This is a genomic window from Streptomyces sp. NPDC001889 (assembly GCF_053594535.1).
Genome location: NZ_JBSFER010000033.1, coordinates 41,158 through 53,579 on the forward strand (window position 1 = coordinate 41,158; position 12,422 = coordinate 53,579).

A 12,422-nucleotide genomic window follows, 5' to 3' on the forward strand; every position below is an offset into this window, starting at 1 on the left:
GAGGCTGATCCCATGACGACTCCCCGTGAAGGCGAACGCATCCTCATCGTCGACGACGAACCCGCTGTCCTGGAGGCGCTCCAGCGGAGCCTGGCCTTCGAGGGCTATGGCACCGAGGTCGCCGTCGACGGGATCGACGCGCTCGCGAAGGCGGAGGCGTACCAGCCGGAACTGATCGTGCTGGACATCCAGATGCCCCGGATGGACGGTCTGACCGCCGCCCGCCGCATCCGGTCCACCGGCTCGACCGTGCCGATCCTGATGCTGACCGCCCGCGACACGGTGGGCGACCGGGTCACCGGCCTGGACGCCGGGGCCGACGACTACCTGGTGAAGCCGTTCGAGCTGGACGAGCTGTTCGCCCGCATCCGGGCGCTGCTGCGGCGCAGTTCCTACGCCCCGGCGGCGGCCGGCGCCGCCGGCGACGACGGGCACGAGGTGCTGGCCTTCGCGGATCTGCGGATGGATCTGGTGACCCGCGAGGTGCTGCGCGGCAGCCGCCCGGTGGAGCTGACCCGCACCGAGTTCACCCTGCTGGAACTGCTGCTGGCCCACCCCCGCCAGGTCCTCACCCGTGAGCAGATCCTCAAGGCCGTCTGGGGCTTCGACTTCGAGCCCAGCTCCAATTCGCTGGATGTGTATGTGATGTATCTGCGGCGCAAGACCGAGGCGGCCGGGGAGCCCCGGCTCGTCCACACCGTGCGCGGAGTGGGGTACGTCCTGCGCTCGGGCGGCGGTGAGGCGTGACGGGCCTGGCCGGCCGGTTCCGTACGCTCCCGCTGAGATCCCGGCTCGCGCTGCTGGTGGCCACGGCGGTCGCGGTGGCCGTCGCGGCGGTCTCCGTCGTCTCCTGGCTGCTGACCCGCGCCCAGCTCTACGACGAGCTGAACACCACGCTCCGGAACACCAGCGCCCCGCCGGACATGGTGGAGCAGGCCTATCAGAACTGCTACAACGTGCGCCCCGCCGAGGACGAATCGCCCAACTTCGCGTACACCCAGCTCGTGGGGCGCGACGGCCGGCGCTGTGTCGGACCGTACTCCGAGCCGGTGAAGGTGAAGCCGTCGGATGTCGCGGTCGCGGCCGGTCTGCGGAAGGACACCCTGCACGACAGCGTCACGGACGACGGCTCGCCGGTGCGGGTGCACACCACGCTGACGGAGATCGGGAACGGTCTCAGTGTCGCCGTCTCCGTCTCCCGGCCGCTGGACGAGATCAGTACGTCCCTGAACCGGCTGGCGCTGCTGCTGACCGGGCTCGCCGGGGTCGGGGTCGTCGGCGCGGGCGCGGCGGGGCTGCTGGTCGCCCGGACCGGGCTGCGGCCGGTGGACCGGCTGACCGCCGCCGTGGAGCATGTGGCGCGCACGGAGGATCTGACCGTGCGCATCCCCGCCGACGGCGAGGACGAGATCGCCCGGCTCTCGCGCTCCTTCAACTCCATGACGGCGGCGCTGGCGTCCTCGCGGGACCGGCAGGCGCGGCTGATCGCGGACGCGGGCCATGAGCTGCGCACCCCGCTGACCTCGCTGCGGACCAATATCGAGCTGCTGGCGCGCAGTGAGCGGACCGGCCGGGCGATCCCGGCGGCGGACCGGCAGGCGCTGATGGCGTCCGTGAAGGCGCAGATGGCGGAGTTGGCGGCGCTGATCGGCGATCTCCAGGAGCTGTCCAGGCCCGACGCGGTACGGGGCGGTCCGGTGACGGTGGTCGCGCTGCACGAGATCGTGGGCACCGCTCTGGGCCGGGCGCGGCTGCGCGGACCGGAGCTGACGTTCGCGACGTCGATGGAGTCCTGGTACGTCCGGGCCGAACCGGCGGCGCTGGAGCGGGCGCTGGTGAATGTGCTGGACAACGCGGTGAAGTTCTCGCCCCCGGGCGGCACGGTCGAGGTGCGGCTCCAGGGCGGGACGCTGAGCGTGCGGGACCACGGGCCGGGCATTCCGGCGGACGAGCTGCCGCATGTCTTCGAGCGGTTCTGGCGCTCGCCGTCGGCGCGGTCGCTGCCCGGGTCGGGGCTCGGTCTGTCGATCGTGGCGCGCACGGTCCAGCAGTCGGGCGGCGACATCCGGCTGGAGCCCGCCCCGGGCGGCGGTACGCGGGCGGTGATCCGGCTCCCGGGCGCGGCGATCCCGCCGCCCGCCCATCCCTGAGCCGGAGATCCGGGGGCGGAGGTCCCGGAGGCGCCGTCCCCGAGCCGGGCGGCCCGGCCGTCCCCCCCGGCCGGGCTCGAACGGCGGTCACGGCCGGCGGGCACGGCCGGGTTCGCGCCAACTCCCCGGGATTCTCCGCCTACTTCGGCCCGGGCCCTCGCGGTGCGGGCAGGACCGGCGGAGCATCGTCGGCGAGCGAGTCCCGGGCGACCCGGGGGACCCATGAACCTCAAGGGCCCCAGGCCCCCGGGGCGCCCGCAGCGCCGCCCGGCAGCGCACCCCGCCACGGATCAGGCGGCCCCTCCCCCCATCAGGAGACCCCATGGCCAGCGCTCCACCCCCCGAGGCGACCGACCGGCCCGACCCCGGCCCCCGAGCCCGTACCGACGCAGACGCCGACGCCGACGCATACACCGACGCGATCGTCGTGGGCGCCGGGTTCTCCGGCCTCTACCAGCTCCATCTGCTGCGCGAGCGGGGCCTGCGGGTCCGCCTCTTCGAGGCCGGTGACGACGTCGGCGGCACCTGGTACTGGAACCGCTATCCGGGCGCCCGCTGCGACATCGAGTCCCTCTCCTACTCGTACTCCTTCTCGCCGGAGCTGGACCAGGAGTGGGTGTGGAGCGAGAAGTACGCGGGCCAGCCGGAGATCCTGCGCTATCTCCGGCATGTCGCCGACCGGTTCGGCCTGCGGAGGGACATCACCCTGCGCACCCGGGTCACCCGGGCCGCGTGGGACGGGGGGTGGCGGGTCTGGCGGGTGACCACCGACACCGGGGAGACGGTCACCGCTCCGTTCGTCGTGATGGCATCGGGGTGCAACTCCGCGCCCAGGGAACCGGACATCCCCGGCGCCGGGGACTTCACCGGGACCGTGCACCACACCTCGCGCTGGCCGCACGAGGAGGTCGACCTCACGGGCCGGCGGGTCGCGGTGATCGGCACCGGCTCCTCCGGCGTCCAGCTCGTCCCGGTGCTCGCCGGGCGGGCCGCCGAGGTGACCGTCTTCCAGCGCACCCCGGCGTACTCGATGCCCGCCTGGAACCGCCCGCTGGACGGGGAGGAGATCGCGGAGCAGAAGGCGCGGTACCCGGAGTTCCGGGCGGCCCAGCGGCGCTCCAAGGGGGGCAGTGTCTGCGAGATGCCGACGCGGTCGGCGCTGGAGGTGGGCGAGGAGGAGCGCACGGCGGCGTACGAGAGAGCCTGGGAGGCGGGTGTGCTCAGCGCGATGCTCCGCTCGTACACCGACATCCTCGTCGACGCCGCCGCCAACGAGACCGCCGCCGCGTTCATCCGCGCCAAGATCGCTTCGATCGTCGACGACCCGGCGACCGCCGAGGCCCTCACCCCGCGCGACTACCCCTTCGCGACCAAGCGCCCGTGTCTGGACAGCGGGTACTACGCCGCCTTCAACGACCCCCGGGTGTCGCTGGTGGATCTGCGCGCCACGCCGATCGAGGCGATCACCCCGAAGGGCGTACGGACGTCGGAGCGCGAGTACCTCGTCGACACCATCGTCCACGCCACCGGCTTCGACTCGCTGACCGGCGCCCTGACCGCCGTGGAGATCGTGGGCCGGGACGGGGTGACGCTGCGGGAGAAGTGGGCGGACGGGCCGCGCAGCCTTCTGGGGCTCGTGTCGGCCGGCTTCCCGAACCTCTTCACGGTGACCGGGCCGCTGAGCCCCTCGGTGCTGACCAACATGGTGGTCTCCATCGAGCAGCACGTGGAGTGGATCACCGACTGCGTCGTCCATCTGCGGGAGCGCGGCATCGCGGAGATCGACGCCGCCCCGGAGGCCGAGGAGAGCTGGGGCGCCCATGTCGCGGAGCTGGCCGCCGGGACGCTCTACCCGGCCGCCGACTCCTGGTATCTGGGGGCGAACGTGCCGGGGAAGGCCCGGGTGTTCCTGGCGTACACGGGCGGGCTGGACCGCTACCGCGCGGAGTGCGACGCCGTGGCGCGCGACGGCTACCGGGGGTTCGTCCTCTCGGGGAGCCGATAGCCGATGGCCGGGAGCCGGCAGCGGGGCGCCGGCAGCCGGGGGCGGGGGCGGGGGCGCTCCGGCGGGCGGCCCCGGGACCGTGGGCACGGACCGATTCCTCCGCGCCCCCGATGCCGGTACGCCCGTGGGGCGGCCGGTCCACCAGGACCCGCCGCCCCACCCCCGTACCGCCGCCCGGTGCTACTTCACGACGGTGATCCGGCCGACCGCCGGCGGGGCCAGCGGCGCGGACGCGCTGGAGTTCGCCTGGAGGTGGCCGATCAGCACATCGAGGTCGGAGGCTCCGACGACCTTGTTGCGGTGCTCCTTCAGCACGGCGAAGCCGTCACCGCCGGCCGAGAGGAACTCGTTCATCGCCACCCGGTAGGTCCGCGCCGGGTCGATCGCCGTGCCGTTCAGCCGCACCGATGAGGCCACGACCCGGTCGGCGCCGGACTTGGTCCAGTCGAGGGTGTAGGTGAGGCCCTTCGAGCTCTGGAGGATCTTCGGGACCTCCAGGTTGGCGGCGCTGACCTGCTGCTGGAGCGCGGTGATCAACTGGGCGCCGGTCAGGTCCACCACATTCATCATGTTGGTGAAGGGCTGGACGGTGAACGCCTCGCCGTAGGTCACCACACCGTCGCCCTCACCGGCGGACGCCTTGTGCGTCAGGCCCGCGCGGATGCCCTTGGAGTTCATGAGGGCGAGCTCCGCCCCGCCCTTGTCGGCGGGTGCGAGCGCCGCGAGCTGGGCGTCGGCGATCAGGTTGCCGAGCGGGCTCTCCTCGGTCGCGGAGGTCTCGATGTCGGCGGTGATGTGGCCGACGGGACGGTTGGCGATCGGGCCCGCCAGGGTGTTCCAGCGGTCGATCAGCCGGGTCATGTCCTGCGCCTTGGGGACATCGCGGGTGACGACGTGGTTGGCCGACTCGACCGAGGTGCGGACCACATCGCGCGTCCTGCGGTCGTAGGTGAGCGTGGTGTCGGTGTACAGCCGCCCGGCCGAGGCCGCCGAGGTGACCGTGCGCGGCTTGCCGGACGGGTCCGGGATGGTGCACGCGTACGCCTCGTGGGTGTGGCCGGTCACCAGCGCGTCGACCTGGGGGCTGACCTTCTTGGCGATCTCCACGATCGGGCCCGAGATGCCGTCGCCCGCGCCGGAGCTGTCGCAGTCGTAGTTGTACGAGGTGGAGGCGGGGTAGCCGCCCTCGTGCAGCAGCGCGACGATCGCCTTGACGCCCTTGCGCTCCAGGACCTTGGTGTACTTGTTGATGGCCTCGATCTCGTCGCCGAACTTCAGGCCCTTGATGCCGTTGGCGTTGACGATGTCCGGGGTGCCCTCCAGGGTCACTCCGACGAAGCCGACCTTGACGCCGTTCCTCTCCCAGATGAAGTACGGGTCCAGCAGCGGCCGGCCCGACTTCTCATGGGTCACGTTGGAGGTGAGATAGGGGAAGTCCGCGCCCTTGAACCTCTTCCCCGGCTCGTGGCAGCCGGCGGTGGGGTGACAGCCGCCGTTCTGGATGCGGCCCAGCTCCGTGGCGCCGTCGTCGAACTCGTGGTTGCCGACGGAGGAGACGTCCAGGTCGAGCCTGTTCAGCGCCTCGACGGTGGGCTCGTCGTGGAAGAGCCCGGAGAGCATCGGGGTGGCGCCGATCAGATCGCCCGCCGCCGCCGTCACCGAGTAGCGGTTGCCCTTGCGGGCCTCGCGCAGATGGGTGGCGAGGTACTCGGCCCCGCCCGCGTCGATGGTCCTGGTGGTGCCGTCGGGGTTGGTGTGGGTGACCCGGCCGCCCGAGCCGGAGGGCGGCTGGAGGTTGCCGTGCAGGTCGTTGAAGGAGAGCAGCTGCACATCCACCGTCCGGCCGTGGCCGTGGCCGCGCTCCCGCTCCTCGGGGGAGCCGGCGGGCACGGCGGCGACAAGGGCGCCGACCGTGGCCAGTCCGGCGACCGAGGCGAGTATGCGGCGGTGGATGTTCGAGCTGCTCGTCCTGTGCGGTCTGGCTGACATCGCTCCCCTAGGTGATTGGGCGGCGGATATGAGGTCTGCGAGCCGCAGCCTAAGGTCAACGCGCGTAGCGCGACAGGGGGATGAGGTCACGACCTGGTTGCCTTCACTTGTCACTTCCCCGCAAAAGCGCCTTTTCGGCCAAGGTCGGTCTTCGGCCATTCGGGGGTGTGCCGATCAACCAGCGCCCCCCTCGGCGGGTCACTTCAGGCGATGCCGGCTCGCGGCGGCGCTCACGGTCGCACCGTCACAGGTCACGACCCTGAACCGCCCGGGCCCGGCAGCGCACACCCCACACCGACAGGGGGACGAGTGAGGAGCCGGAGCATGGCAGCCCAGAGCATGGCGACGACAGCGGCGACGACAGCGGCAGCGCGGCGCAGAGCACGGACCGGGGCAAGGGCCGGGGCAAGGGCCGGGGCACGGACCGGGGCGGTGGGCATCGTGGCGGCGGCACTCGCCGTCACCGCCTTCGCCGCTCCCGCCCAGGCGGACACCCGGGGGCCGGACCGTACGGACCGCGCCGCCACGGCGGACCGTACGGACGGCACCGCCGCCGCGCCGGAGCGGCGGCACCGCGCCACCCAGCGGGCGATGGACGCGATCGTCGCGGGCGGCATCCCCGGCGTCACCGGGCAGGTGCGCGACCGGCACGGCGTCTGGAAGGGCACCGCCGGTGTCGGCAACCGCGAGACGGGCGCGCCGCGCGGCAAGAACGACCGCTTCCGGATCGCCAGCATCACCAAGACCTTCGTGGCCACCGTGCTGCTCCAGCTGGAGGCCGAGGGGAGACTCGACCTCGACGACACCGTGGACCGGCATCTGCCCGGCCTGGTCACCGGCAACGGCCACGACGGCACCCGGATCACCGTACGGCAGCTGCTCAGCCACACCAGCGGTGTCTTCGACTTCTACGGGGACGAGGGGTACGCCCGGAAGTACATGCTCGCCGAGGGCTTCCTCAAGCACCGCTACGACTACCGCTCGCCGCAGGCCGCCATAGCCGTCGCCATGAGCCACCCGCCCGTCTTCGCGCCCGGCAGCGACTACGCGTACTCCAACACCAACTACGTGCTGGCCGCCCTGGTCATGGAGAAGGTCACCGGGGACACCTACGAGAACCAGGTCCGCGAGCGGATCATCAAGCCGCTGGGCCTGCGGTCGACCACGGTCCCCGGCAACGACTCGTCGATGCCGCGCCCGAGCAGCCGGGCGTACTCGAAGCTCTCCTTCGACCCCGCCGCCACCACGATCCACGACGCCACCCTCCAGAACGCCTCCCAGTCCTGGGCCGACGGCGACATGATCTCCAGCGCCGCCGATCTGAACCGCTTCCACAGCGCCCTCATGCGCGGGAAGCTGCTCCCGGGAAAGCAGCTCACGGCGATGAAGACCCCCAGCGCGCAGTCGGTGGCGCGGGGTGAGGACTACGGCCTGGGGCTCACCCGGGTGAGGACCGGCTGCGGCACCGAGCTGTTCGGCCACAGCGGCGGCTGGATCGGCTCCCTCTCGTACGCGCTGACCACCGAGGACGGCCGGCACGCGCTGGCGTACAACCTCAACGGCGACTGGTCGGCGGCGGGGATGCAGGAGCTGGTGGAGGCGGAGTACTGCGGCACCGCGCCCGCCGCCGCCGGCAAGCGCACGGACGCGGGCGCGGGCGCGGGCGCGGACCAGGGTCCGGTCAAGGGTCCGGTCAAGGGCCCGGTCAAGGTCTTCGGGTCCGGTCGGCCCACCCGATGACCGGCCGGGCGAACAGCGGAGTGAGGAGCGGGGCATGACAGCACGGCAGTGGGCGCGCACGGGCGTGGTGGGGCTCGCGGCGGCGGCACTCGCCGTCACGGCGTTCGGCGCACCGGCCGGGGCCGCCGCCACCCAGAGCACCGGCACCGGCAAGGATCACGGCACGGGACACCGGGCCACCCAGCGGGCGCTGGACACCGTCGTCGCGGCGGGCATCCCCGGAGCGCTCGCCCAGGTCCGGAAGGACGGCCGGGTCTGGAAGGGCGCCGCCGGTGTCGGCAACCGCGAGACGGGCGCGCCGCGCGGCAAGAACGACCGCTTCCGGATCGCCAGCATCACCAAGACCTTCGTGGCCACCGTGCTGCTCCAGCTGGAGGCCGAGGGACGGCTCGACCTCGACGACACCGTGGAGCGGCATCTGCCCGGCCTGGTCACCGGCAACGGCAACGACGGCGGCAGGATCACCGTACGGCAGCTGCTCAACCACACCAGCGGGCTCTTCGACTACCTCAACGACCCCGAGTACGCGCACACCTATCTCATCGGGGACGGCTTCCTGAAGCACCGGTACGACACCCTGGCGCCGGAGTTCCACGTCCGGGTGGCGCTGGGCCATCCGCCCGAGTTCGCGCCCGGCAGCCGGCACGCGTACTCCAACACGGGCTATGTGCTGGCCGGACTGATCATCGAGAAGGTCACCGGGAACACCTACGAGCACGAGGTCCGCGAACGGATCATCAAGCCGCTGGGGCTGAGGTCCACCAGCCAGCCCGGCAACAGCCCCTTCATGCCCCGGCCGAGCGGGCGCGCGTACTCCTCGCTCTATCTCCCGGACGCGTCGAGGACCCATGACGTCACCGAGATGAACGGCTCCCAGGGCTGGGCCGACGGTGACATCATCTCCTCCACCGGGGACCTCACCCGCTTCTTCAGCGCCCTGATGCGCGGCGATGTCCTGCCGAAGCGTCAGCTCAAGGCGATGAAGACCACCGTGGCCGCCCCGGACATGGGCACGGACATCCGCTACGGGCTGGGGATCTACTCGCAGCGGACCAGTTGCGGCACCGTGCTGTGGGGCCACGGCGGGGGCATCGTGGGCTCGCTCTCCGACGCGGTCACCACCGAGGACGGCCGGCACGCGCTGGCGTACAACCAGAACGGCGACTGGGCGATGCCCGTCGACATCGCCGAGGCGGAGTTCTGCGGCACCACCAGGGCCGGGGCCCGGGCGAGGTTCTGAGCCCCCGGCCGCACACGAGGAGAGACGGATGACAGGAAGACAGCGGGCCCGTACGGGGGTGGTGGCGCTGGCCGCGGCGGCGGTGGCCGCCACCGCGCTCGCCGCGCCCGCCCGGGCCCACCACCCGGACCGCGGCGAGGACCGCCGCACGGACCACCGGGCCACCCAGCGGGCGTTCGACGCCCTGGTGGCGGGCGGTGTGCCGGGGGTCACCGGGCAGGTGAGGGACGCCGGCGGGGTCTGGAAGGGCGCAGCGGGCGCCGGCGACCGCGAGACGGGCGCGCCGCGCGGCAAGAACGACCGCTTCCGGATCGGCAGCATCACCAAGACCTTCGTGGCCACCGTGCTGCTCCAGCTGGAGGCCGAGGGGAGACTCGACCTCGACGACACCGTGGACCGGCATCTGCCGGGCCTGCTGCGCGGCAACGGCCACGACGGCCGCAGGGTGACCGTGCGGCAGCTGCTCAACCACACCAGCGGGGTCGCCTCCTACACCGACGACCCGGGCTTCCAGCGCGACCGGCTGCTCGCCCCGGGGTTCCTCGGGAACCGCTGGAGCCCGATGACACCCCGGCAGCTCGTACGGATCGCCATGGCCCGGCCCGCGCTCTTCGAACCGGGCGACCGGCACCGGTACTCCAACACCAACTACATCGTGGCCGGGATGGTCCTGGAGAAGGTGACCGGGAACCCGTACGAGCGGGAGGTGCGGAAGCGGATCATCGAGCCGCTGGGGCTGACGGCCACCAGCTCCCCGGGGAACCGGACGCGGCTGCCCCAGCCGAGCGGCCGGGCGTACTCGAAGCTCTCCTTCGACCCGGGCGCGACCCGGGTCCACGATGTGACGGAGCTGAACGCGTCCATGGCGTGGGCCTCCGGAGACATGATCTCCTCCGCCGGGGACCTCAACCGGTTCTTCAGCGCCCTGATGCGCGGGAAGGTGCTGCCGGAGCGTCAGCTGGAGGCGATGAGGACCACGGTCTCCGGGTACGGCCTGGGCATCGAGACGGCCACCCTCTCCTGCGGGACGACGGTGTGGGGGCACGGCGGCGGAATCGTGGGCTCCAGGTCCTCCGCGCTCACCACGGAGGACGGGCGGCACGCGTTCGCCTTCCAGGTGAACGGGGACTGGGGCGGGGGCGGCGCCGACCCGGTGGGCGCGGAGTTCTGCGGTACGTGAGCGGGGGCGCGGGGCCGGGCGCGTCGGGGGGCGCGCCCGGCCCCGCGCGCCCGCGCGCCCGTGCGGCGATGGGGTGGTGGGGCAGGCGCGCGTCGTGGCTCCGTGGGGCGTACGCCCCGGTCCCGCGCGGGTCACACCAGCGTGAGGAAGCGCACCGGCCGGACCGCCCACTCGTAGTGCTCACCGTTCTGCGCGGTGAAGGCGAAGCCGACCGGCAGACCCCGGTGGAGCGCGGCGACCGCCTGGACATAACCGGACGGGCCGCTGTCGCGGTGGTCGTCGAGCGCGCCCAGGATGGCGTGCCGGTCGCGCGGGGCGAGCCGGCCGGCGCAGCCGCGCACGGAGTCCCGGAGCATATGGATCGCCCGGCGCGGGCTCTCGGGCACGAACAGCTCCCTGGGTTCGGGGCTGCGCTCGTTCTCGTCCTCGGCGCAGGGCCGGTGGAGGAGGAGTTCGTACCGGAGGCCGGGGCGGACCAGCGGCGGGCCGACCGGCCGGGCGGGGGGTGTTCCCGCGTCCACGAAGGTGGGGAGTTCCTCGGATATCGCCAGGTGGGACGGTGCGAGCATGTCTCGCCTCCTGTCTCTGGGGCAAGTGCCGGGATCGGCCCGTGAGGGCGACGCACAGCGACCGTAGCGCCACGAAGAGCAGGGAGCAACAGTGGGACGTCACACCGTTGCACCGAATCGCGCGCGGAGGGGTCTCCGGCGGTCACGGGCGGGAGCCCCGGGGCGGTGGGGACGGGAGAGGCGGCAGGGGCGACGGACACCCGGCCGGACCCCGCCCGACCGACCGGGCCGGGCCGGGGCCGGGTTGGGTCGGGTCGGGTCAGACCGGGCCGGGGCCGGAGTCGGGTCAGACCGGGCCGGAGTCGGGCCGGGTCAGACCGGGCCGGAGTCGGGCCGGGTCAGACCGGGCCGGAGTCGGGCCGGGTCAGATGGTCGAACTCCCCCGCCTTGACCGCGAGAAGGAACGCCCTGAGCCGGTCCACGGGAATGATCAGCACCCGCTCGGGGTCCTCGCTCTCCCGCAGCCTGACCACCCCGCCCGAGCCCGCCAGCTCCACACAGTTCTGGTTGTCGTCCGACCCCGAGAACGACGACTTCTGCCAGTTGATCCGGTCGTCCATCGCGCCCGTTCTCACCGTTCCCGAGCTATCCGGCGCAGCACCGCACGCGACTCGTCCGGGTCGAGCGCCTTCGCCCCGACCGCCTCGAAGAGCACCCGGTAGCGGGCGAGCAGCGCCTCCGCGTCCAGGAAGCCGCTGCCGAAGGCGCTGTCGATCTGCACGGTGTCGAGCTGGGGCACGGTGGCCCCCGCGTACATCACCGAGTGCACCGAGCCGGTGATCTGCGCCGCGAAGGGGACGATCCGCAGGGTCACCCCGGGCCAGTACGAGGCCTCGTGCAGAAACTCCAGCTGCTCGCGCACGACCTCGTCCGCGCAGTACCGCATCCGCAGCGCTGCCTCGTGCACCAGCGACTCGTACCGCATCGGCACCGGGCGGTCGAAGACACAGCGGCGGCCGATCCGGTGCTCCACCCGGGGGCCCACCTCGGCGGCCGGCGGCACGGAGATCCCGCCGAGGATCAACTCCCGCGCGTACTGGCCGGTCTGGAGCAGCCCGGGGATCTGGATCATCTCGATCTGGCGCAGGTGTGTGGCGTGGTGCTCCAGCTCCGCCAGATCCAGGGAGCCGGGCGGCAGCACGCCCCGGAACGCCTCCCACCAGCCCTTGGTCCGCTCCTCGGCCATGCTCGCCAGCGCGTCCACCAGATGCTTGTCGGTCGCCGAGTAGTGGGTGGCCAGCCGGCGCACCCGCTCGGCGCTCACTCCGTACCGGCCCGACTCGATATGGCTGATCTGTGCCCGTTCGCCGCCCAGGAAGGCCGCCGCGGTACTGCCCGACATGCCGGCCCGCTCGCGCAGCTTGCGCAGCTCCGCACCCAACCGCCGCTGCCGGGCGGACGGATAGCTCCTCGGCGGCATGGCGCGCCTCCCCTTCCCCGCTTCCCCGCTCACCGGGACAGGCCCCCGGCTCGCATGTGCGCCCACACTCTGCCACGGTCCACCCGCGCGGGTGCGACGTCCGTCCCACAGGTGCACCGGCCCCGGACC

Annotated in this window: 10 protein-coding genes; 6 read left to right on the top strand and 4 right to left on the bottom strand. The window is 72.8% G+C overall.

What is annotated here, in order from left to right:
• Positions 1-12 precede the first annotated feature (12 nt).
• The 3 genes from ACWCRA_RS31640 (at position 13) to ACWCRA_RS31650 (ending at position 4,155) form a co-directional block, all read left to right on the top strand.
• Positions 13-747, top strand: a complete 735-nt coding sequence (locus ACWCRA_RS31640) for a response regulator transcription factor (RefSeq protein ID WP_451069193.1) — start codon at positions 13-15, stop codon at positions 745-747.
• Entirely contained in the window at positions 744-2,150 is a 1,407-nt protein-coding gene (locus ACWCRA_RS31645) for a sensor histidine kinase (protein WP_351558608.1), read from the top strand. Before ACWCRA_RS31640 ends, ACWCRA_RS31645 begins: the two co-directional genes overlap by 4 nt.
• Positions 2,151-2,472: 322 nt before the next feature.
• Complete coding sequence (locus ACWCRA_RS31650; protein ID WP_451069194.1) at positions 2,473-4,155, top strand: flavin-containing monooxygenase; 1,683 nt, start codon at positions 2,473-2,475, stop codon at positions 4,153-4,155.
• Positions 4,156-4,335: 180 nt separating this feature from the next.
• On the opposite strand, the gene ACWCRA_RS31655 is transcribed toward ACWCRA_RS31650, so the two are convergent.
• Entirely contained in the window at positions 4,336-6,144 is a 1,809-nt protein-coding gene (locus ACWCRA_RS31655; protein ID WP_351558612.1) for a bifunctional metallophosphatase/5'-nucleotidase, read from the bottom strand.
• A 324-nt stretch (positions 6,145-6,468) separates the two neighbouring features.
• Here ACWCRA_RS31655 and ACWCRA_RS31660 point away from each other — a divergent pair, with 324 nt between their 5' ends.
• Genes ACWCRA_RS31660 through ACWCRA_RS31670 form a run of 3 tightly spaced genes read left to right on the top strand, consistent with a single transcriptional unit; the run spans position 6,469 to position 10,304 of the window.
• Positions 6,469-7,884 carry a serine hydrolase domain-containing protein gene (locus tag ACWCRA_RS31660; protein WP_451069195.1) on the top strand — a complete coding sequence of 472 codons (1,416 nt, stop codon included), beginning with the start codon at positions 6,469-6,471 and terminating at the stop codon, positions 7,882-7,884.
• 34 nt (positions 7,885-7,918) lie between these two features.
• Positions 7,919-9,124, top strand: a complete 1,206-nt coding sequence (locus ACWCRA_RS31665; RefSeq protein ID WP_351558615.1) for a serine hydrolase domain-containing protein — start codon at positions 7,919-7,921, stop codon at positions 9,122-9,124.
• A 28-nt stretch (positions 9,125-9,152) separates the two neighbouring features.
• The gene (locus tag ACWCRA_RS31670) at positions 9,153-10,304 is read left to right on the top strand and encodes a serine hydrolase domain-containing protein (RefSeq protein WP_351558617.1); all 1,152 of its coding nucleotides are present in this window, start codon (positions 9,153-9,155) and stop codon (positions 10,302-10,304) included.
• A gap of 131 nt (positions 10,305-10,435) precedes the next feature.
• Here the strand turns inward: ACWCRA_RS31670 and ACWCRA_RS31675 are convergent, their stop codons facing one another.
• The 3 genes from ACWCRA_RS31675 to ACWCRA_RS31685 all read right to left on the bottom strand — a co-directional run bounded on the left by ACWCRA_RS31675 (position 10,436) and on the right by ACWCRA_RS31685 (position 12,293).
• The gene (locus ACWCRA_RS31675; RefSeq protein WP_351558035.1) at positions 10,436-10,873 is read right to left on the bottom strand and encodes a hypothetical protein; all 438 of its coding nucleotides are present in this window, start codon (positions 10,871-10,873) and stop codon (positions 10,436-10,438) included.
• A 338-nt stretch (positions 10,874-11,211) separates the two neighbouring features.
• Positions 11,212-11,448, bottom strand: a complete 237-nt coding sequence (locus ACWCRA_RS31680; protein ID WP_351558037.1) for a DUF397 domain-containing protein — start codon at positions 11,446-11,448, stop codon at positions 11,212-11,214.
• Positions 11,445-12,293: a helix-turn-helix domain-containing protein gene (locus ACWCRA_RS31685; protein ID WP_351558039.1), complete on the bottom strand. Its 849-nt coding sequence runs from the start codon at positions 12,291-12,293 to the stop codon at positions 11,445-11,447. The genes ACWCRA_RS31680 and ACWCRA_RS31685 overlap by 4 nt, the downstream gene beginning before the upstream one ends.
• Positions 12,294-12,422 lie beyond the last annotated feature (129 nt).